The 20,190-nt window shown below is 62.2% G+C and carries 21 protein-coding genes; 17 read left to right on the top strand and 4 right to left on the bottom strand.

Annotated features, from left to right (window positions below):
- Nucleotides 1–3 precede the first annotated feature (3 nt).
- From pilW to DWB85_RS01580, 15 genes are all read left to right on the top strand, one after another.
- Entirely contained in the window at nt 4–768 is a 765-nt protein-coding gene (pilW, locus tag DWB85_RS01510; RefSeq protein ID WP_117952414.1) for a type IV pilus biogenesis/stability protein PilW, read from the top strand.
- A gap of 1 nt (nt 769) precedes the next feature.
- Nucleotides 770–1,249: a helix-turn-helix domain-containing protein gene (locus tag DWB85_RS01515; protein ID WP_162845962.1), complete on the top strand. Its 480-nt coding sequence runs from the start codon at nt 770–772 to the stop codon at nt 1,247–1,249.
- Nucleotides 1,246–2,391, top strand: coding sequence for a flavodoxin-dependent (E)-4-hydroxy-3-methylbut-2-enyl-diphosphate synthase (gene ispG / locus DWB85_RS01520; protein WP_117952416.1), 1,146 nt, complete (start codon nt 1,246–1,248; stop codon nt 2,389–2,391). Before DWB85_RS01515 ends, ispG begins: the two co-directional genes overlap by 4 nt.
- 25 nt (nt 2,392–2,416) lie before the next feature.
- Nucleotides 2,417–3,703, top strand: coding sequence for a histidine--tRNA ligase (gene hisS / locus DWB85_RS01525; RefSeq protein WP_117952417.1), 1,287 nt, complete (start codon nt 2,417–2,419; stop codon nt 3,701–3,703).
- A 22-nt stretch (nt 3,704–3,725) separates the two neighbouring features.
- Nucleotides 3,726–4,451, top strand: coding sequence for a YfgM family protein (locus tag DWB85_RS01530; protein ID WP_117952418.1), 726 nt, complete (start codon nt 3,726–3,728; stop codon nt 4,449–4,451).
- 3 nt (nt 4,452–4,454) lie between these two features.
- On the top strand, nt 4,455–5,621 hold the full coding sequence (gene bamB / locus DWB85_RS01535; RefSeq protein ID WP_117952419.1) for an outer membrane protein assembly factor BamB: 1,167 nt from the start codon (nt 4,455–4,457) through the stop codon (nt 5,619–5,621).
- Nucleotides 5,621–7,027, top strand: a complete 1,407-nt coding sequence (gene der, locus DWB85_RS01540; RefSeq protein WP_117952420.1) for a ribosome biogenesis GTPase Der — start codon at nt 5,621–5,623, stop codon at nt 7,025–7,027. The genes bamB and der overlap by 1 nt, the downstream gene beginning before the upstream one ends.
- A 23-nt stretch (nt 7,028–7,050) precedes the next feature.
- Nucleotides 7,051–7,446, top strand: coding sequence for a group III truncated hemoglobin (locus tag DWB85_RS01545; protein WP_117952421.1), 396 nt, complete (start codon nt 7,051–7,053; stop codon nt 7,444–7,446).
- Between the two features lie 113 nt (nt 7,447–7,559).
- The gene (locus DWB85_RS01550) at nt 7,560–7,757 is read left to right on the top strand and encodes a hypothetical protein (RefSeq protein ID WP_117952422.1); all 198 of its coding nucleotides are present in this window, start codon (nt 7,560–7,562) and stop codon (nt 7,755–7,757) included.
- A gap of 5 nt (nt 7,758–7,762) precedes the next feature.
- Nucleotides 7,763–8,086 carry a hypothetical protein gene (locus DWB85_RS01555; RefSeq protein WP_133300539.1) on the top strand — a complete coding sequence of 108 codons (324 nt, stop codon included), beginning with the start codon at nt 7,763–7,765 and terminating at the stop codon, nt 8,084–8,086.
- Complete coding sequence (locus tag DWB85_RS01560) at nt 8,083–8,895, top strand: GIN domain-containing protein (protein WP_117952424.1); 813 nt, start codon at nt 8,083–8,085, stop codon at nt 8,893–8,895. Before DWB85_RS01555 ends, DWB85_RS01560 begins: the two co-directional genes overlap by 4 nt.
- 15 nt (nt 8,896–8,910) lie before the next feature.
- Nucleotides 8,911–9,282, top strand: coding sequence for a GntR family transcriptional regulator (locus tag DWB85_RS01565; protein ID WP_117952425.1), 372 nt, complete (start codon nt 8,911–8,913; stop codon nt 9,280–9,282).
- Entirely contained in the window at nt 9,282–10,139 is an 858-nt protein-coding gene (locus DWB85_RS01570; RefSeq protein WP_117952426.1) for an ABC transporter ATP-binding protein, read from the top strand. Before DWB85_RS01565 ends, DWB85_RS01570 begins: the two co-directional genes overlap by 1 nt.
- The gene (locus DWB85_RS01575) at nt 10,136–11,197 is read left to right on the top strand and encodes a hypothetical protein (protein WP_117952427.1); all 1,062 of its coding nucleotides are present in this window, start codon (nt 10,136–10,138) and stop codon (nt 11,195–11,197) included. Before DWB85_RS01570 ends, DWB85_RS01575 begins: the two co-directional genes overlap by 4 nt.
- On the top strand, nt 11,187–12,434 hold the full coding sequence (locus tag DWB85_RS01580) for an Nramp family divalent metal transporter (RefSeq protein WP_239017187.1): 1,248 nt from the start codon (nt 11,187–11,189) through the stop codon (nt 12,432–12,434). The genes DWB85_RS01575 and DWB85_RS01580 overlap by 11 nt, the downstream gene beginning before the upstream one ends.
- Nucleotide 12,435: 1 nt before the next feature.
- On the opposite strand, the gene DWB85_RS01585 is transcribed toward DWB85_RS01580, so the two are convergent.
- The 3 genes from DWB85_RS01585 to DWB85_RS01595 all read right to left on the bottom strand — a co-directional run bounded on the left by DWB85_RS01585 (nt 12,436) and on the right by DWB85_RS01595 (nt 16,421).
- A complete protein-coding gene (locus tag DWB85_RS01585; RefSeq protein WP_117952428.1) occupies nt 12,436–13,230 on the bottom strand; it encodes an alpha/beta fold hydrolase in 795 nt (264 codons plus the stop codon).
- A gap of 34 nt (nt 13,231–13,264) precedes the next feature.
- The gene (locus tag DWB85_RS01590; protein WP_117952429.1) at nt 13,265–15,250 is read right to left on the bottom strand and encodes an SDR family oxidoreductase; all 1,986 of its coding nucleotides are present in this window, start codon (nt 15,248–15,250) and stop codon (nt 13,265–13,267) included.
- Nucleotides 15,251–15,350: 100 nt separating this feature from the next.
- A complete protein-coding gene (locus DWB85_RS01595; RefSeq protein WP_117952430.1) occupies nt 15,351–16,421 on the bottom strand; it encodes a helix-turn-helix domain-containing protein in 1,071 nt (356 codons plus the stop codon).
- Between the two features lie 191 nt (nt 16,422–16,612).
- On the opposite strand from DWB85_RS01595, the gene DWB85_RS01600 reads away from it, so the two are divergent.
- Both DWB85_RS01600 and DWB85_RS01605 read left to right on the top strand, forming a co-directional pair.
- The gene (locus DWB85_RS01600; RefSeq protein ID WP_117952431.1) at nt 16,613–18,298 is read left to right on the top strand and encodes a class I adenylate-forming enzyme family protein; all 1,686 of its coding nucleotides are present in this window, start codon (nt 16,613–16,615) and stop codon (nt 18,296–18,298) included.
- Between the two features lie 66 nt (nt 18,299–18,364).
- On the top strand, nt 18,365–19,507 hold the full coding sequence (locus DWB85_RS01605) for an acyl-CoA dehydrogenase family protein (RefSeq protein ID WP_117952432.1): 1,143 nt from the start codon (nt 18,365–18,367) through the stop codon (nt 19,505–19,507).
- A gap of 60 nt (nt 19,508–19,567) precedes the next feature.
- Here DWB85_RS01605 and DWB85_RS01610 read toward each other — a convergent pair.
- Nucleotides 19,568–20,190: TonB-dependent receptor domain-containing protein (locus DWB85_RS01610; RefSeq protein WP_117952433.1), on the bottom strand; the 623-nt coding region annotated here is incomplete at its 5' end.

Here is a 20,190-nt window from a genome sequence, read left to right on the forward strand (position 1 = left end):
GGTATGGGCAAAGGATTACGCATTTTGGCGGCGCTGGCGGTAACACTGCTGTTGGCTGCCTGTGTCACCACCACCGATAGCGTTTTCACCGAAAAAGCCGACCCGGAAAAAGCCCTGGAGCGGCGGGTGGAGCTGGCTCGCAAGTATATTGGTGAAGGCAACTGGGATAACGCCAAGCGCAACCTCAAGCTGGCCTACGAGCTGGACCCCGACAACGCCGAGGTCCACGAGGCCTTCGCCCTGGTCTACCAGAGCACCGGTGAATTCGAGCTGGCCGAACAGAGCTACCGGACCGCGATCAAGCTGGACCGGAACTTCTCCCGGGCCCGCAATAACTATGCGACCTTCCTGTACTCCCAGCAGCGTTATGAGGAAGCGGCGGCGCAGCTGGAATTCGTGGTCAGGGACTCCCTGTACAAGGCCCGGCCCCGGGCATTTGTAAACCTGGGCCTGTGCCGCCTGCAGCTGTTTGACAGCGCCGGTGCCGAGGAGGCCTTTCGCCGGGCCCTGACCATGGACCGCACCAATGCCATTGCCTTGCTGGAGCTGGCCCAGTTGCGCTTCGATGCCGACGATTTCCGCACCGCCCAGACTTATTACGACACCTACCGCACCGTGGTGCGCCAGCAGTCGGCGCGCGGTCTGTGGCTGGGTATCCGCCTGGCGCGGGAAAACGACGATCGCAATGCCGAGGGCAGCTATGCCCTGGCCCTGGCCAACCTGTACCCGGATTCGATCGAGTACGACGCCTACAAGCGGACCAGGTGACATGACCAGTGATGTTGCTTTACAGGCCGATGCGTTTGTGACCCCGGGTATGCGTCTGCGCCGGGCGCGGCTGGAATCGGGAATGTCCGAGCGGGAAGTCGAGGAACGGCTCAACCTGGTACCGGGCTACGTGGTCATTCTGGAGCGCGATGATTACCAGTCCCTGCGCAGCCCCGCTTTCGCCCGGGGGTATGTGCGCGCGTACGGCCAGTTGATGCAGCTCGACGAGCAGGTGTTGCTGGCGGCGTTTGATGAACAGCGGCAGAACTGGGAGCAGGAAAAGCAGCGGGTGGAGACCCGTGCGCTGCAACTGCAGAGTAGCGGACTGAGCGTGGTGATTGGCCTGGCGATACTGTCGCTGCTGGTTTTCATGCTCTGGTGGTGGTTTGGGCGGGAGGACGAGCCCGCCGCCGAGCCCCTGTCGCAACAAGCCAATGAATTCGTGGTTGCCGGTGCCGAAATACCGGCAGGTGAGCAATGAGTACTGAATCCCCGATCAAGCGTCGCAAGTCCCGGCAAATATACGTCGGTGATGTGGCCGTTGGCGGCGATGCGCCGATCAGTGTGCAGAGCATGACCAATACCGAGACCTGCGATGTGGCGGCGACTGTCGCCCAGGTCCAGTCCATCGCCGACGCCGGCGCTGACATCGTCCGGGTGTCCGTGCCCAGCATGGAGGCCGCGGAAGCCTTCAAGCAGATTCGGGCGCAGGTATCGATCCCGCTGGTGGCCGACATTCATTTCGACCACAAGATCGCCCTCAAGGTGGCGGAATACGGCGTCGACTGCCTGCGCATCAATCCCGGCAATATCGGCCGTGACGACAAGGTGCGGGAAGTGATCAGCAGCGCCCGCGACAAGGGCATCCCGATCCGTATCGGCGTCAACGCGGGTTCCCTGGGCAAGGACTTGCAGCGCAAGTATGGCGAGCCGACCGCGGCGGCGCTGGTGGAATCAGCCATGCGTCACGTGGACATCCTCGACAAGCACAACTATCCGGACTTCAAGGTCAGCGTAAAGGCCTCGGAAGTGTTCATGGCTGTCGAGGCTTACCGCCTGCTGGCGCGAGAAATCGACCAGCCCCTGCACCTGGGCATTACCGAGGCCGGGGGCCTCCGTGGCGGCACGGTGAAATCCGCGGTCGGTCTGGGGATGCTGCTGATGGACGGCATCGGTGACACTATCCGTATTTCCCTGGCGGCGGACCCGGTGGAGGAAGTGAAAGTCGGCTTCGATATCCTCAAGAGCCTCAAACTGCGCAGCAACGGCATTAACTTCATCGCCTGTCCCAGCTGCTCGCGACAGAATTTTGACGTGGTCGGCACCATGAATATCCTCGAACAGCGGCTGGAGGATGTGCGCACCGCCATGGATGTGGCGGTGATTGGCTGCATCGTCAATGGCCCGGGCGAGGCGCGCGAGGCCGATGTGGGTCTGACCGGCGCCAGCCCCAGCAACCTGATTTATGTGGACGGCGAACCCGACCACAAAATCAGCAACGAAGAATTTATCGATCACCTGGAAGCGGTGATTCGCGACAAGGCCGCGCAACTGGAAAAACAGCGGGCGGAAAACGCCGAAAAGCTGATCATCAGTGCGCCTGCCAGTCGCGGCGGGAACTGAACCCGCTGACCGGAGTAGAGTAACTGTGAGTAATATCCGAGCCATCCGCGGGATGAACGATATCCTGCCGGACGAGACACCCTACTGGCAGCACATTGAAGGCGCGGTTCGCCAGTTGATGGCGGGCTACGGTTACAGCGAGATCCGCCTGCCGGTTGTCGAGCAGACAGAGCTGTTCCGGCGTGGCGTCGGTGAGGCCACTGACATCGTCGAGAAGGAAATGTATACCTTCGCCGACCGCAATGACGACAGCCTGACCCTGCGCCCGGAGGGCACTGCCGGCTGTGTCCGCGCCGCTATCCAGCACGGCATGTTGAATACGCCGCAGCGCCTGTGGTACGCCGGTCCCATGTTCCGCTACGAGCGCCCCCAGAAGGGACGCCAGCGCCAGTTCCACCAGGTGGGGCTGGAAGCCTTTGGTGTCGCCAGCCCGGACATGGATGCGGAGGTCATTTTGCTGACCGCCCGCCTGTGGCGCGTGCTGGGTGTCAGCGACCACGTCGAACTGCAGCTCAATTCCATTGGCAGCGCGCGGTCGCGGGATGACTACCGCGAGGCGCTGGTCAGCTACCTGCGGGATCACTTCGACGCCCTGGACGAGGACAGCCAGCGGCGCCTGGACAGCAATCCCCTGCGCATCCTGGACAGCAAGAATTCCGCTACCCAGGCCTTGCTGGACGGGGCGCCTTCGCTGGCAAACTACCTCGACGAGGAGTCCCGCGCTGACTTCGATCGGCTGCGGGCCCTGCTGGATGCTGCCGGGCTGAAATATACGGTCAATCCGCGCCTGGTGCGTGGACTGGACTATTACAACAAGACCGTTTTCGAATGGGTCACGGATCGCCTGGGTGCCCAGGGCACCGTGTGCGGGGGTGGGCGCTACGATGGCCTGGTTGCGCAGCTCGGTGGCAAGCCGGTACCGGGTGTGGGTTTCGCCATGGGGATCGAGCGCCTGGTGTTGTTGCTGGAAGCCTGTGACACACTGCCCGCGGCCGCTGCCGACGCCGATGTCTACGTGGTCAGCTTTGGCGACCTGGCCCAGGACGAGGCGCTGGCGGCAAGCGAACGCTTGCGCGATGCTTTTCCTGCCCTCAGAATCGTCCAGCACAATGGCGGCGGCAGCTTCAAGAGCCAGATGAAGAAAGCCGACAAGAGTGGCGCCCGGCTGGCGCTGATCTGGGGTGATGATGAGGTGGCCGCGGGAACCGTTAGTCTCAAGCCACTGCGTGAGGATGACAAGGAGCGGGTAGGGCAGCAGACCGTACCGCGCACAGACCTGGAACAAATGCTGCAGACTTTGCTGGCAGATTGAGAACTTAGAGGAACAGAAACACGTGGAACAGTACCGCTCGGAAGATGAACAGGTCGAGGCACTCAAGAAGTGGTGGCAGGAAAATGGCCGCTCCACCCTGGTGGCTATTATCGTCGCCCTCGGCCTGGGCTTCGGCTGGCAGGGCTGGCAGAAGTACCAGCAGGGCGAGCTGGAAGGGGCATCCTCCAGCTACCAGGCCATGCTGCAGGCGCTGTCCACCGACGACAATGACGCCGCTGCCGGGTTGGCGGCGGATATCAAGCAGGAGTTCAGCCGCAGTACATACGCCCAGTTTGCGGCCCTCCACCTGGCCCGCATCGCGGTCAATGAGGGCGATCTCGCGGGTGCCGAGGCGGAATTGCGCTGGGTGCTCGGCCGGGCCGACAAGGGCAGCGACACCATGCAGCTCGCGCAACTGCGGCTGGCCCGGGTGCTGGCTGCCGCAGGCGATACCGCCCAGGCACTGAACATTCTGGAAAGCGCCGACCCTGGCGCCTACGCCGCGGCCTACCAGGTGGCACGGGGCGACATCCTGTTGCTGGAAGAGCGCGCTGCCGACGCGCGGGAAGCCTACAGTTCGGCGATGATGCTGGCCTCCCGTGGCCAGGGCCAGCTCAACATGGCCATGCTGCAGCAGAAGCTGCAAAGCCTGAGCCAGCAGGGGCCGCGAGAGCTGCCGGCCGCCGCCGCAAGCGAGGCCCCGGCTGGTGCCGCCGCGGATGCCGTCGCAGCAGATACGGAGAACTGATCGATGCAGCGTCTGTTACTGCTTCTACCCCTGCTGTTGACCCTGGGCGCCTGTAGTACGGTAAAGGGCTGGTTTGAGGTAGACGACGAGGACCCAACGGCCCCGGTGGCGCTGGTGGACATCGAGGAGAAGGTCAAGGTCCGCAAGCTGTGGTCCACCGGGGTGGGCGACGGCCAGGGCAAGGGCCTGTACAAGCTGCAGCCGGTCATGGACGGCAATACCCTGTATGCCGCCTCCGCCGAGGGGGAAGTGAAGGCCATCGATCGCAGCAACGGCAGGACGCTGTGGAAAACCGACCTCGATACCGGGCTCTCCGGCGGCGTGGGCCACTACGGCGATGCCCTGTTCCTCGGCAGCTCCGACGGTTTCGTCCTGAAAGTGTCTGCCGCCAGCGGCGAACTGCTGTGGTCAACCCGGCTCCAGGGCGAGGTGCTGGCGCCGCCCCAGGGCAACGGCGAGGTGGTAATTGCCCAGACCTATGACGGCAAGCTGCAGGGGCTCGATGCCGGGACCGGCGAAAAACTCTGGACCTACGACAGTGACGTGCCGGTGCTGACCATTCGCGGCACCAGTACCCCCATTCTCAACGGCAATACCGCCTACGCCGGATTCGCCAATGGCAGGGTGGTGGCCTTTGACGCCCAGACTGGCGGTGTCCTGTGGGAAGTGCGCGTTGCCATTTCCCAGGGCCGTTCGGAAATCGAGCGGATCGTGGATGTGGACGGTCGCATGGCGCTGATCGGTAACGAGCTCTACGCCGCCAGCTACCAGGGCCGGATAGTGGCCATCGATGCCACCGCCGGCCGCAAGATATGGCAGAAAGACGTGTCCTCCTTTTCCGGGGTTTCCCAGGGCTTTGGCAACGTCTACGTGACCGATGAAGACGGCACCATCAGCGCCTACCTGCGCAATGGCCAGGGCCTGCGCTGGGCCCAGGATGCTCTGGGCTACCGCGAGCTGTCCCGACCGACGCCGGTCAGTAGCTACGTTGCCGTGGTCGACCTGGATGGTTACCTGCACCTGGTATCCCAGGTCGACGGCGAACTGGTGGGCCGGGCCAAACCCGGTGGTGGTGGCGCCCGCGCCGACATGATCGCCGATGGCAACCTGCTCTACGTATTCACCAACAAGGGCAAGCTGATCGCCTACGAGATTACCGCGAAAAGCTGATGATTCCCGTGATCGCCCTGGTCGGGCGCCCCAATGTCGGTAAATCGACGCTGTTCAACCAGCTCACCCGCAGTCGCGATGCGCTGGTGGCCAACTTTCCCGGGCTGACCCGGGACCGCAAGTATGGCGAGGCGCGGCTGGATAACCGCCCCTACGTGGTGATTGATACCGGCGGTATCAGCGGTGACGAGCACGGCATTGATTCGGAAATGGCCGAGCAGTCGCTGGTGGCTATCGAGGAGGCGGACGCGGTACTGTTCCTGGTGGACGCACGTGAGGGCCTCAACGCCGCAGACGAGGCCCTTGCCCGGCACCTGCGGCAGAGCAACAAGTCTTTCCATCTGGTAGTCAACAAGACTGACGGCATGGATGCCGATGTGGCCACGGCAGATTTCTATACCCTGGGTGTGGAGTCCATGTTCGCCATCGCCGCCAGCCACGGGCGCGGCGTGCGCAGCATGATTGCCGCGGTGATGGATCAGTTCCCGGAGCCGGAAGCGCCCGCCGAGGACCAGTTCCCGAACAGTACCCGGGTGGCCGTGGTCGGCCGGCCCAATGTCGGCAAGTCGACCCTGGTCAACCGCCTGCTGGGTGAGGACAGGGTTGTGGTGTATGACCAGCCCGGGACCACGCGGGACAGTATTTACATCGATTACCAGCGCGGCGACAGGGACTACACGCTCATCGATACCGCCGGTGTGCGCCGGCGCAAGAATGTAAAGGAGACGGTGGAGAAGTTCTCCATCGTCAAGACCCTGAAGGCGATAGACGATGCCCATGTGGTGATACTGGTCATGAATGCCCACGAGGGCATTGTCGACCAGGACATGCACCTGCTGGGGCACTGTATCGAAAAAGGCCGGGGGCTGGTGCTGGCGGTCAACAAGTGGGACGGCATCGAGCCCGACCAGCGTGACTGGATCAAGAGCGAACTGGGCCGCCGGCTGGCGTTTGCCGATTATGCCGATACCCACTATATCTCGGCCCTGCACGGGACCGGGGTGGGGCATCTGTACAAGTCCATCGACGCCGCCTATGAATCGGCGACGCGCAAGCTATCCACCAACGCCTTGACCCGGATTCTCGAGGGCGCGGTATTTGACCACCAGCCGCCGATGGTCAATGGCCGCCGCATCAAACTGCGTTACGCCCACGCCGGTGGCCAGAACCCACCCCTGATCGTGATTCACGGCAACCAGACCGGGAAAGTGCCCAACAGCTATGCGCGCTACCTGGAAAAGGTGTATCGGCGCGAGCTGGACCTGGTCGGTACACCGGTCCGGATCGAGTTCCGTACCGCCGAAAACCCCTACTCGGACAAGCGCAACAAGCTGACCCAGCGCCAGGTGCAACGCAAGCGCCGGATGATGGCCCACGTGAAGAAAAACAAGAAAAAGAAGAAATAGCCCGGATTCGCTAGAATCAGGCTATGAGCCAGCCGCTACAGCCAGATCTCGACAGCCGCCAGCAGGTGGAGCAGTTTGTCGACCGCTTTTACCAGCGGGTGCTGGCGGATGAGCAACTGGCACCGATTTTTCTCGATGTGGCCTCCATCGACCTGGAGGTGCACCTGCCGCACATCAGGAACTACTGGTGCAAACTGCTGCTGGGGGAGCAGAACTACCGCCGCCACACCATGAATATCCACCGGGCCCTGCATGCCCAGCGCCCCCTGACCAGGGCCGATTTCGACCGCTGGCTGGAGCTGTTCACGGCCACACTGGATCAGTACTACAGCGGCCCCTACACCGAAAAAGCCCGCCGGATCGCCACTGCTATCGCAGCGAATATGCAGCAAAGCCTGCCCGAAAACACCGATTCCTGAGCCCTAAGCTGTTGATTTTTATGCGGAAGATAAATTTCTGCAGCTATTTGCTTGCGGTTTTCAATTATAGTGTTATAGTTATGCATAACACCATATCAATAAGGGTTTGCAAAATGTCAGTCAAACCGAGAAAAAACGTATTTGCCAGCAGTGACCAGCGCATCATCCTGCACGCCGGGCTGTTCCTGATCTGTTTCACGCTCAGTGTCGTTGGCGTGGGTGCCATGGCGTTTCTCTGCTTCCCGCCGGCGGCGGGGCTGGTGGAGCTGCTGTCCGCCATCTCGCCCACCGGTATCAGCCGCAGGATGTAGGGGTAATGGTGATGTTACGTGGATTGATGTTGCTTGCTCTGGTGGTTGTCGCCAGCGTCCTGGTGCGCGCCGATGGTGATCCGGCGCGGCCTACCAATGCAGAGCTGGTGCAGATCGAGGATTGCCTGGACCTGCGGATTGCGCAGGCACCTGCGCGGCAGTCAGCCGCTCCCGATGGCGGTATCTCGCTGCGGGGGCTGGCAGCCATGCTCGGGATTGGTGCCCTGACCATTATGTTTTTCGTGCCGGCCGCGCTATTGTCGGAACTGTTAATGCGCCGGGGCAAGAGCCCGCGGCGACCTGAAGCCCTGGGAGGGACCTTGAAATGATTGGCAGAGCAAGTGTTATCGCCCTCGGGCTGCTGTTTGCCGCCGGGCTGCAGGCGGAGACCCTCAGGGTGACTGACCTGGATATCGACAAACTGCGGGTGCAGGGCAGCGTTGAAGTGCAGGTCAGCCAGGGGGAGGAAACCGAGCTGCTGGTGCGCGGTGACAGCGATGACCTCGCCAAGCGTCCGTTTTATACCCGCGATTCCACCCTGGTCCTGGGCCATTCGCAGGACTACCGGCAGGAGAACTTCTCCTCGGTGAAGTACATGCTCACGGTACCCGAGCTGAGCGAGATTCGGCTCAGTGGCAGCGGCGATGTGTTCGTCAAACCCATGGCGGTGGACGAGATGCTGATCAGCGTGGAGGGCTCCGGCGATATCCGCGTGTTTGCGTTGAGTGCGGACGACGCCAGAATCAGCGTGGCGGGCTCCGGCGACATAAAAATCGCCGAGCTGAAGGCGCCCCTGCTCGACCTGATGGTCTCGGGCTCCGGTGATATCAGTATTGGCGAATTGCTGGTGGACGTGGTTGAGGCGACCATCAGTGGTTCCGGTGACATCGGCATCGAGAGCGCCCTCGAGCGCGCCTCGGCGATCGAAATCAACATTATCGGCGGCGGCGAGGTCAACTTTACCGCGCTGGCGGCGGATGTCGCCGAGATCAATATCATCGGCTCCGGTGACGCCAGGGTAGGCGAACTGGATGCGCTGGAGGTGAACATTATCGGCAGCGGCGATATTTACTACGCCGGCGAGCCGGAACTCGACAGCAATGTACTGGGCTCGGGCGACCTGCATCGCCAGCGCTAACCGGGGGACCCGCCAGTGACTGTCGAGTGGAACGACAACCAGCCCATCTACCGCCAGCTGCGCGACCTGGTCGCCCAGCGGATCATGGATGGCAGCTTTCCCGAGGGGGAGGCTGTACCCTCGGTGCGCCAGGTGGCCGCGGACTACCAGATCAATCATCTGACGGTGGGCAAGGCCTACCAGGAACTGGTGGATGCCGGCGTGCTGGAGAAGCGCCGGGGCCTGGGCATGTTCGTCACCGCCGGGGCCTGCAAAGCGCTTACCAGTAACGAGAAAGAGCAGTTTATCGACGAGGAAGTGCCGGCGTTCCTGGAACGGGCGCGGGTACTGGGCCTGGATGTGAATGAGGTGGTGACATTGTTGCTCGAAACAGGGGGAAGGGACTGATGGGCAATATTATCGAGGCGAGGGGGCTGACGCGCAGCTTTGGCGACCTGCGAGCCGTCGATCATGTGGATTTCTCGGTGCCCGCCGGGGCCGTGTTGGGCCTGATCGGCCCCAATGGCGCCGGCAAGACCACGCTGTTGCGAGCGCTGCTGGGCCTAACCGAGTACCGGGGCGAACTGGAGGTGCTGGGCAGCCAGCCACGCTCGCAGCGCTCACGGCTGATGGAAGAGGTCTGTTTTATTGCCGATACTGCGGTATTGCCGCGCTGGATGACGGTGGCCCAGCTGCTGGACTACGCCAGCGGCGTGCATCCGCGCTTCGATCGCTTGCTGGCGGAAGACTACCTGAAAGACACCGATGTGCGGCTGAAGCGGCGCATCCGCGACCTGTCCAAGGGCATGATGGTGCAGCTGCACCTGGCCCTGGTCATGGCGATCGACGCCCGCCTGCTGATTCTCGACGAGCCCACCCTGGGCCTGGACATCCTGTTTCGCAAGCGCTTTTTCGAGCAGTTGATCGCGGATTATTTTGATCAGGAACGGACCATTATCATTTCCACCCACCAGGTGGATGAAGTGCAGCATATCCTCACTGACGTCATGTTCCTGAACCGGGGCAGGCTGGTTCTGTCCCGTTCCATGGCCGAAATCGAGGAGCAGTTTGTCCAGCTCAACGCGGTGGGTGAGGCCGCGGTCAAGGCCCAGGGCATTCCCCACCTCGGTGCGCACAGTATTCTCGGCGGCAAGGCACTGATTTACGAGGGGATCGAGCGGGCGTCGCTGGCGCCACTGGGTGACCTGCGCACGCCCTCGGTGGCGGACCTGTTCGTGGCCATGATGGGAGGGGAAAAGTCATGACAGCCTCAGCGAGCCTCAGGCGTTTCACCCTGCTGCAGAAAGAATTGCAGGAGTACAAGCGCTCCCTGGTCTGGACCCCGGTCGTCATTGCCGTGCTGTTGACCCTGCTGATGCTGGTCAGCGTGCTGGTGGCCAATCGCATTACCGTCATGACTGACACCTTCCTGGAAGTAATTGCCCAGGAGGAGTTCGGGGTGTCGCCGGTGGTGGTTATCGACCTGGATGACGACGATGACATCGAAGTGGCCAGTGCCCCGCAACAAACACTGGAAATCGAAGTCAGTCCACCGGAGGAGACCCCCGCGGAGGAGGAGTGGAATTTCTCCCGGGAGTGGCGCTTCGAGCCCAGCGAGCGCGACAAGCCCGACTATGAACCCACCGAAGTGGGCAGCCTCAATCCGGTGCTCAACGTGATTCACGGATTCCTGCTGGTGGTGCTGGTGCTGGTAACGGCCAACTACCTGCTGGGCTGTCTCTACAATGACCGCAAGGATCGCAGCATCCTGTTCTGGAAATCCATGCCGGTGTCCGAGTGGGAGGAGGTGCTGACCCGGCTGGCGGTGGCGCTGCTGGTGGCACCGGCAATCTACATCTGCGTGTCCCTGGTGCTGCAAATGGCCTTCGTGCTGCTGGCGATGCTGCTGGTATGGCGGCTGGATATGGATCCCTTTGCCACCATCCTGGAAAATATTTATTTCGGTGACCTGTTGCTGCAGCAGGTGGGCGGCTGGCTGATGACCGCCTTGTGGGTGGCGCCGGCCTATGGCTGGCTGCTGCTGGCCTCCGCTTTTGCCCGACGCTCGCCCTTCCTGACTGCCGTAGCACCGGTCATAGGCCTGATGGTGCTCGAGGGCATCGTGTTCGGCAGCAACCATGTGGTCTCGGCCGTGGTGACGCATATTCCGCACTACATCGGCGGCGATAGCGTGGTTGGTTTCTATTTCGATGGCCTGTACTGGCAACAGGTCGATCTGCTGCGCATGGTCGCCGGGCTGGCGTTTGCCGGGATCACCGTTGTAGCATCGGTGTATTTGCGACGCTATCGATTTGACCTCTGACCCCGATTCCAGGGCACAGCGTTCACGCCGCGGCCTGTTCGGCCCGGGGCTGCTTGTTGCTGCCGCGTTTATTGGCCCGGGCACGGTGACCACGGCCACGGTCGTCGGCGCCGGCTTTGGCTATGCCCTGCTGTGGGCGCTGCTGTTCTCGATCGTGGCCACTGCGGTACTGCAGGAAATGGCAGCGAGGCTGGGGCTGGCCACCCGCAGGGGGCTCTCCGAGGCGCTGCGGGAAACCCTGTCCGGGCGCTGGTACGGCACCCTGGCCGTGCTGCTGGTGGTCGCCGCGGTGGGCCTGGGCAACGCCGCCTATGAGGCTGGCAACATCACCGGTGCGGCGCTGGGCTTGCAGGGCATCAGCGGGCTCCCCATGTGGCTGTGGTCGCTGGCAGTGGGTTTGTCCGCAGGGGCCCTGTTGGCCAGTGGGCGCTATCGGCTGATAGAACACGTGCTGGTGGGCCTGGTGCTGCTGATGAGCCTGGTGTTCCTGCTGACTTTCCTGATGGTGCGCCCGCCCCTGGGGGTGCTGCTGTCCGGGCTGTTCCAGCCCTCCCTGCCCCCGGGCTCGCTGTTGACGGCCCTCGCCCTGATTGGCACCACCGTGGTGCCCTACAACCTGTTCCTGCACTCGAGTGCGGTACAGGAGAAGTGGTCCGAGGACTTGCCCCTGCGGGAGTCGCTGGCTGCGGCGCGGATGGACACCGGCCTGTCCATCGGGCTGGGCGGGCTTATCACCCTGGCGATTATGAGCACCAGTGCGGCGGCGTTTTTCGGTTCCGGGGCGTCAGTGTCGGCGGTCAATATCGCCCAGCAACTGGAACCCCTGCTGGGCCCTGCGGCCCGCTACTTCTTTGCTGCCGGACTGTTTGCCGCGGGGCTGAGCAGCGCGGTGGCCGCTCCGCTGGCGGCGGCCTATGCTGTTTGCGGGGCCCTGGGCTGGGAGCGCAGTCTGTCCTCGCCGCGGTTCAGGCTGGTATGGCTGGGGGTGCTGGCCTGCGGTACGTTTTTTGCCGTCATCGGCACCAGACCCCTGGCCGCGATCCTGTTTGCCCAGGCCGCCAACGGCCTGTTGCTGCCGGTGTGCGCACTGTTCCTGTTGCTGGTGATGAACCAGTCGCCCCAGCTGGGCGAGTACCGCAACGGTATTATCTCCAACCTGCTGGGATTGATGGTGGTGCTGGTGACGATAGGCCTGGGAGGGCTCAAGCTGCTGCAGGTATTCGGGCTCGGCGGCTGATTTACGACGGTAACAGCGTGTGCAGAGCCGCGACCAGCTCGTGATGGGCTTCTGCCATGATGGTATGACCGGTGGCCGGCAACACCACCATCTCGGCGTGGGCCAGGGCTGCCCGCAAGGGTCCGGTGCCATCGGGCGGGGTCAGCCTGTCGTCCGCCCCGAGGACCAGCAGCGCCGGGCAGCTTACCCGGCTTGCCTGCGCCAGTCCCGCCTGGTAATGACTGCAGGCGCTCAGGTCGGTGTGCAATACCCCGGGCGCACTGTCCTCGAAGATCCGTAGCGTGTTGATCTGCATAAAGGCGCCAGCCCCGGTGTTGGCGCCATAGAGGTAGCGCTTGCTGTAACCGAGCTGGGTGAGTATCTGGAAGGCGGCCGGATCATTATTGCCGGCCATGCTGAGAATGGCGGTGGACACCGGCATTGGCACGGTGGTGCCCACCAGTGCCAGGGCCTGTACCCGGTCGGGATAACGGGCAGCCCCGTCCAGCGCTACCAGGCTGCCCATACTGTGACCCACCAGGATGGCCCGCGGCACTGCCAGCGCATCCAGCAGCGCCAGCAACCAGTCGCTCATCGACGCAATGTCGGTGAGCGGAGGGCCCTGGGAAAGGCCGTGGCCGGGCAGGTCCACGGCGATCACATTACAGCCCTGGCGGGAGAAATGGCCTGCGGCGAGCTGCCACACCCGGTGATCCATGGCCGCGCCGTGGATAAACAGCAGAGCCGGCTGGCCCGGCTCGCTGTTTTTATTACCGGTGTGGCAAAAGGCTTCCCTGCCGTTTACCGCCAGCTTCATCTAGGCCTCCGGGGCGCCTTGCTGCTGCAGGGGCCTAGAAATGCACGCCTTTCATCAGTGCTGCCAGGGCCACCTGCTCGTTGGAGACTTCCACCTTCTCCGGCTTCTTGTCGCCGCGGGCCGCGGCGGAGTCGTTGAACATGCGGAACACGATGTTCATCACGATTTCCGACACGCGCGGTGCCAGTGCGTTCTGCACCTGGAGGAAGATACCCATGTTGGTGGCGATGCGCTTGGGCTTGTTGATGACCGCGTCTACCACCATATCGGTGGCTTCATCGGGGGTCAGCACCGGCATCGAGTCATATACCGTGGTGGCCTCGATCATCGGGGTGCGTACCAGCGGCATATTGATGGTAGTGAAGCGCACATTGCGGTCAGAGAACTCCACCGCGGCAGCGCGGGTCCACGCATCCAGGGCGCTTTTTGAGGCCGTGTAGGCCGAGAAACGCGGACTAGGCGTCAGGGCCGCGATAGAGGACATGTTGATCACGTGTCCCTGCTTGCGCGCACTCATCGACGGCAACAGGGCCAGGGTCAGGCGGATCGCGCCGAAATAGTTCACCTGCATGGTGCGTTCGAAGTCGTGGAAGCGGTCGTAGGACAGCTCCAGCGAACGGCGGATCGAGCGGCCGGCGTTGTTGATCAGGATGTCAACGTGACCGTGGGCCGCCAGCACTTCCTGGGCAAGGCGATCACAGTCCTCCAGCACGGAAACGTCAGCCTGGTAGATCGAGGCCACGCCGCCAAGCTTGGCGATCTCGGCCGCGGTCTCCTCCAGCTTCTCGGCGGTTCTCGCCACCAGCAGCACGTGAGCGCCGGCTTCGGCGAGGCGAATGGCCGAGGTCTTGCCGATGCCGGAAGATGCGCCGGTAATGAGCACAATTTTGCCGCCGACGTTGCCTTCCAGCGAGTGGTCGACAAACAGGTCCGGGTCGAGATTGCGCTCCCAGTAATCCCAGATGACCGGGGCGTAGTCGCTCAGGTCGGGACACTTGATGCCGCTGCCCTTCAGTGCCCGCTCGGTATCGCGGTTGTCATAGCGGGTGGGGTAGTTGGTAAACATCATTACCGATTCCGGCAAGCCCATATCGGCGAGGATGGTATTGACGATGCGCTTGATGGGCGGCAGGCTGGCGACAGTATCGCGGACAATTCTGGGGATGAAGGAGAACATCCGGGTATCCAGACGCATGCTGAAACGCGGGGCGTGGCCGGCGTCGGCGAAGATATTGAGCATGTTGCCCATGCTGTGGTGTTCGGTGTCGGTGAGGTGGAAACAGCGCCCGTCCAGGTCATCCAGGTGGACGATATGGTCCATGGCGTCCACCACGTAGTCCACCGGTACCACGTTGAACTTGCCACCCTCGATGCCGATCAGCGGGAACCACGGCGGCAGCACATTGCGTATCTTCTGCAGCGACTTGAAGAAATAGTAGGCCCCGTCGATCTTGTCGATTTCGCCGGTTTTGGAATGGCCGACAACCATGGCCGGGCGATAGACCCGCCAGGGCACCTGGCACTCCTTGCGCACCACACCCTCGGAGTCGTGCTTGGTGGAGAAGTAGGGGTGGTCAAGGTTTTCCGCTTCCTCGAACATGTCCTCCCGGAACGTGCCGTTGTACATGCCGCCGGCGGCGATGGAGCTGACATGGTGGAAGCAGCCTGCCTCGAGCGCGCTGGCCAGTTCAACGGCGTTACGGGTGCCATCGATATTGGTGCGGGCCTGCTCCTCGGCGGAGGCCGCCAGGTCGTAGATGGCGGCAAAGTGACAGAAGTGCTTGATCTGGCCCTTGAGGTCGTCAATGGTGGCCTGGTCCAGTCCCAGGTTGCTTTCGCGGAGATCGCCCTCCACCGGGATCAGTCGCTCGCCCTGGTCTCCCAGGCGCTCCTGCAGCGCGTCAAACTTGCTCCGGGAGCCGGCGCGGGTAAGGACGTAGATGTCGCCCTCGCGCTCCTTGAGTTTATCAATAAAGAAACGTCCGACAAATCCGGTGCCACCGGTGATGAAGTAGGCCATTGTGCTGCTCCTGTTTTTTGATTGATTGGCAGGTAAGAGTTTAGCCAGCGTCGACAATCTTACAATTGCACTTTTTTGCAAAGCACAGGGGCAGGAATTTTCAGCCGCAGTGGCTGGCTCGATAGTCCTGGGGGGTCAGGCCGGTCCATTTCTTGAAAGCGCGGTGGAAGGTGCTGCTGTCAGAAAAACCCATCAACTCGGACAATTCGGCCGAGGTGAGTTCACTGCTGGTGAGATAGCCAATCGCGGCGTCCCGTCGACACTGGTCCTTGATCTGCTGGAATGAGGTGCCTTCCTCCCGCAGCCTCCGATGCAGGGTCGGGGTGGTCATGTGCAGCCGCTGGGCAATTTCCTGCAGGCTGGGCAGCGGCCGCCGGAAGTCGTTGCCTATCAGGTTGCGGATCCGCACAGCCAGGCTGTGCTCTTCCGGGCTGATCTTGAACAGCTCGGCCGGGTAGGTAGCCAGCATGGTGTCCAGGGAATCCTCGTTCTGGACGATAGGAAAGTCCAGGAAGCGGCGATGAAAGGAGAATGCGTCGTGCTCGGCGGAAAATTTCACCGGCAGGCCGAACACCTCTGAGTAATCCTTGCCGCCGCTGCCCTGCTCCAGCATTTCAATGCCCTGCAAGTCGATGAAGCTGCCGATAAACCAGCCGCAGACCCGGTGCCACATGGCCATGGACAGGATTTGCCCGGTCATGCCGGGCAGCCAGTGCAGGTGCTCCATGCTGAAGTTTTCCGGTGAGGCCAGCGCCCGCTCCGGATTGCGGGCGAAGATGAACCGGCAGTAGACGGTGTCCCCGTCCTCCACCAGTTCAAATGACTCGCCGTGGGACTGCAGCCGCTTGAAGTAGATAGAAGCCCGTTGCAGGGCCTGACCCAGGTGCCTGGCATGCAACATGGCCTGGAACATCATGCGATAGGCACTGAAATTGCGGATATCTTCCGCATCGGCGCTGTTTCCGGGCAGGCTGTCCTGGATTTTGCGCACCAGGTGAATGAACAGCTTGCCGTAATCGTCGACCGATATCCGGGCGTCCGCTACCGATCTATCCTCAAGCAGAACCAGCGGCAGGTTCAGTGATCTCAACTCTGCCTTCAGTTCCTCCGGTGCCACCGGCGCCAGCCGCAGCAGAGACTGTGCGTAGAGGACGGGGATGCTGTTGGGCATGGGCTAAACTCCTGAACTGTTGCTATTCTACTGGTCTGCCCCCGATGGGCAAGTGGCCGAGACTGGTGCAAAATCGGGTCAGTCGATTTTGCAAAGTCTGGCTGATGCACACAGCCGGGTATCGGGCTAGACTCACAACTAACATAAAGACGGGCTAGATTCACAACCAACATAAAGAGACGGTAATTTCCATGTCGCAACTGAAACAGGAATTTGACACCGCCATTACCCAGCTCACGGGCGATGGTGCACCTTATGCAATAGCCACCGACGATCAGGGCCTGCGCTATTACCAGGGCGCGCCGGACAACCTGCCCGAGGCGCTGGCGGTGGCCCGCGATCACGGCGACAAGGAGTTTCTCGTCTACGAGGGGGAAAGACGCAGCTTCAACCAGTTGCTGGATGAGGCCGACGCGCTTGCTGCCGCCCTGCAGGCCAACGGCATCAAGCCCGGGGACCGGGTGGCGCTGGCCATGCGCAACTATCCCGAATGGATGGCGGCCTTTATCGCCGTTACCTCCATTGGCGCGGTGATTGTGCCGGTCAACAGCTGGGGACAGCCGGCGGACATCGCCTACACCATCGAGGATGCGGGCGCTTGCCTGGTGATATGTGACCAGCAGCGCTATAACGGGATTGCCGGGTTAATGGAGGAACGGGGTATCCCCACCATCATCGCCAGGCCCGATAATCCGGAGGATGAAAAAGGCCTCGCGGCCTATGTGGCCGGGCACCAGGGCGCAAAACCGGAACCAGTTGCAATCAGCGGTGACGACCTGGCGATGATCATGTATACCTCGGGCACCAGCGGCAAACCCAAGGGTGCAGTATCCAGCCACCGTGCCATCTGCCAGGCCCTGTTCAACATGGAGTGCGCCGCCATCGCCGCCGCCATGACCAACGGGGAGATGATCGGCGCCATGCTGGAGCGGGGTTTTGAGCCGACCTCGCTGCTGGCAGTGCCTCTGTTCCATGTCAGTGGCTGCCACGCCCAGTTCCTCGCCAATCTGCGGGGCGGGCGTCGCATCGTCATGATGTATAAATGGGATGTGCAGCGCGCGCTGGACTACATCGAGACGGAACGGGTGACCACGCTGGCGGCGGCACCGGCCATGGTGCTGGACCTGCTGGAGGCGGAGAAATTCCCGTCCACCGATACCAGCAGCCTGTTTTCGCTCGGTATCGGCGGCGCGGCCACCCCGCCCAAGGTGGTCAATCTGCTGCGGGAGAAATTACCGCAAAACTTCAGCGGCACGGGTTATGGCATGACCGAAACCAACGCCCAGGGCGCCTCTCTCACCGGCAAGGCCTTTCATGAAAAGCTGGGTACCGCCGGCTTTCCACACCCGATTGTCGATATCCGCATTGCCGATGAGAATGGCGAGCCCCTGCCCCAGGGGGCGACCGGCGAAATCTGGGTGCGCAGTGCCACCAATATCGCCGAGTACTGGAACAGGCCCGAGGCCAATACCAGCGATTTCCGCGACGGCTGGTTGAAAACCGGTGATATCGGCTACCTCGATGAGGAGGGTTTTCTGTTCCTGGCGGATCGTGCCAAGGACATGATTATTCGTGGAGGCGAGAACATCTATCCCGCTGAGATAGAGAATGAACTGCTGGAGCACGAGGCGGTGAAGGAAGTGGCCGTGGTCGGCCTGCCCGACGAACGGATGGGGGAAGAGGTGGCTGCTGTGGTACACCTGCACGAGGGCGCATCGGTGGATGAGCAGGCCCTGATTGACTTCGCCCGGTCGCGCCTGGCGGCCTACAAGGTGCCCAGCCGGGTCTTTATTTCGGCGGAGGAATTGCCCCGTAACGCGACCAACAAGTTGCTCAAGCGCGATATCAAGGCAGCGTTGCTGGAAGATCAGCTCTAGCCGAAGCAGTGTAAATTTGCCGGTAGCTGTGCCAAGCTTGCCCTCCCGCGACAGGAGGAGTGAGCAATGGTCCCCAGAACCGTTTATGAGCCGGAGCACGAGATGTTCCGGGACAGTGTCAGCAAGTTCCTGGAAACCGAGGTGGTTCCCTACCACGCCCAGTGGGAGAAGGACGGCCAGGTAGATCGTGACCTCTGGCGCAAGGCCGGTGCCCAGGGATTCCTGGTGCCCACCGCGCCGGAGGAGTACGGCGGGGTTGGCGCCGACTACCGCTACAACGCCATCATCAACGAAGAACTGGGCAAAACCGGTGCAACCGGCATCGGCTGGCCCCTGCACAGCGATATTGCCGTGCCCTACCTGATGAATTTCGGCAATGAGGAGCAAAAACAGCGGCTGTTGCCCGGCTGTATCTCTGGCGATATCGTTACCGCTATCGCCATGACTGAACCCGGAGCCGGATCCGACCTGCAGGGCATCAAAACCTCGGCGGCGGCCGACGGCGACGATTTTGTCCTCAATGGCTCCAAAACCTTCATTACCAACGGCCAGCATGCGGACGTGGTGGTGGTTGTCGCCAAAACCGATGCCAGCGCCGGCGCCGCCGGCATCAGCCTGTTGCTGGTAGAGGCGGGGATGGAGGGCTTCCAGAAAGGCAGTAACCTGGAAAAGCTGGGCATGAAGGCCCAGGATACCTCGGAGCTGTTTTTCAATGATGTGCGCGTGCCCCGGGCCAACCTGCTGGGGGAAGAGGGCAAGGGTTTTATCTACCTGATGCAGGAATTGCCCCAGGAGCGGCTGCAGATTGCCCTGGTCGCTGGTGCCAGCATGGAAGCGGCGCTGGACTACACCACCGAATACGTCAAGGAGCGCAAGGCCTTTAACAAGCACATCGCCGATTTCCAGAATACCCAGTTCAAACTCGCGGAGATGGACGCGGAAGTCACCGCCATGCGGGTCTTCCTCGACCGCTGCCTGGAACTGCATGTACAGGGCGGGCTGGACCCGGTCACCGCGTCGAAGGCAAAGTTGCTGGCAACGGAGTTGCAGGGCAAGGTGCTGGACCAGTGCCTGCAGCTGCACGGCGGGTATGGCTTCATGTGGGAGTATCCTATCGCCAGGGCCTATGCGGATGCCCGGGTACAGCGTATCTATGGCGGCACCAGCGAGGTGATGAAACTGATTATCGCCCGCGACCGGCTGGGATAGGGGCATGAAAAAGCCGGCGCGCTTGCGCAGCGCCGGCCAGGTGTTGAACGCGCCTGAAACTCAGCGCATAAAGTTGTAGGTAATCTCGGCCCCGTAGACCTGGCCCTTGGCCAGCGGTGAGAAGGTACCGCCCAGGGGGATGGGACCGAGAGCCGAGGGCAACTGGGTGTCGCCCCCGTGCTTGACCTCGTCGAGCAGGTTGCGACCGTACAGCGAGAACACCCAACGGCCGCTGTTGGCGTAGAAATCCAGGCCGGCATCGAGAATGTCCTGCTCCAGGATATAGCCCAGGTTGTTGTCGGTGTAGGCCGACTCATCCCGGTTGGCGTAGTTGATGCGCGCGGTGGCGAAGCCCCAGCTGCCCACCTGGAAGTCGTAGTTAAAGCCCAGGCTGTAGGTCCACTCCGGGGCCCGTGGCAGGTCCAGGTTCTTGTCCTTGCCGTCGACCACGCCATCGCCGTTGAGGTCGAACTTGACCGAGTCGTAGCTGGCGTCGATGTAGCCGAGCGAGGCCAGCATCAGCAGGTTGTCGCCCAGGCGGAAGGTGCCGTCAACCTCGAGGCCCCAGATGGTGGCGTCGGCGGTGTTGTCGATGATCTGCACCACACCGGAGGTGGGGTCGGCGAGGTTGACCTCACGCTGCATGTCGGCGATGTCACTGTAGAACAGGGCGGCATTGAGCC

The organism is Seongchinamella sediminis (assembly GCF_003457605.1).
Taxonomy (GTDB): Bacteria; Pseudomonadota; Gammaproteobacteria; order Pseudomonadales; family Halieaceae; genus Halioglobus; species Halioglobus sediminis.

Bases quoted from the DNA above. Each gene is read 5' to 3' on its own strand.
- pilW (WP_117952414.1), top strand. From the start codon at position 4: ATGGGCAAAGGATTACGCATTTTGGCGGCGCTGGCGGTAACACTGCTG.
- DWB85_RS01515 (WP_162845962.1), top strand. From the start codon at position 770: ATGACCAGTGATGTTGCTTTACAGGCCGATGCGTTTGTGACCCCGGGT.
- ispG (WP_117952416.1), top strand. From the start codon at position 1,246: ATGAGTACTGAATCCCCGATCAAGCGTCGCAAGTCCCGGCAAATATAC.
- bamB (WP_117952419.1), top strand. From the start codon at position 4,455: ATGCAGCGTCTGTTACTGCTTCTACCCCTGCTGTTGACCCTGGGCGCC.
- der (WP_117952420.1), top strand. From the start codon at position 5,621: ATGATTCCCGTGATCGCCCTGGTCGGGCGCCCCAATGTCGGTAAATCG.
- DWB85_RS01545 (WP_117952421.1), top strand. From the start codon at position 7,051: ATGAGCCAGCCGCTACAGCCAGATCTCGACAGCCGCCAGCAGGTGGAG.
- DWB85_RS01550 (WP_117952422.1), top strand. From the start codon at position 7,560: ATGTCAGTCAAACCGAGAAAAAACGTATTTGCCAGCAGTGACCAGCGC.
- DWB85_RS01555 (WP_133300539.1), top strand. From the start codon at position 7,763: ATGGTGATGTTACGTGGATTGATGTTGCTTGCTCTGGTGGTTGTCGCC.
- DWB85_RS01560 (WP_117952424.1), top strand. From the start codon at position 8,083: ATGATTGGCAGAGCAAGTGTTATCGCCCTCGGGCTGCTGTTTGCCGCC.
- DWB85_RS01570 (WP_117952426.1), top strand. From the start codon at position 9,282: ATGGGCAATATTATCGAGGCGAGGGGGCTGACGCGCAGCTTTGGCGAC.
- DWB85_RS01575 (WP_117952427.1), top strand. From the start codon at position 10,136: ATGACAGCCTCAGCGAGCCTCAGGCGTTTCACCCTGCTGCAGAAAGAA.
- DWB85_RS01585 (WP_117952428.1), bottom strand. From the start codon at position 13,230: ATGAAGCTGGCGGTAAACGGCAGGGAAGCCTTTTGCCACACCGGTAAT.
- DWB85_RS01590 (WP_117952429.1), bottom strand. From the start codon at position 15,250: ATGGCCTACTTCATCACCGGTGGCACCGGATTTGTCGGACGTTTCTTT.
- DWB85_RS01595 (WP_117952430.1), bottom strand. From the start codon at position 16,421: ATGCCCAACAGCATCCCCGTCCTCTACGCACAGTCTCTGCTGCGGCTG.
- DWB85_RS01600 (WP_117952431.1), top strand. From the start codon at position 16,613: ATGTCGCAACTGAAACAGGAATTTGACACCGCCATTACCCAGCTCACG.
- DWB85_RS01605 (WP_117952432.1), top strand. From the start codon at position 18,365: ATGGTCCCCAGAACCGTTTATGAGCCGGAGCACGAGATGTTCCGGGAC.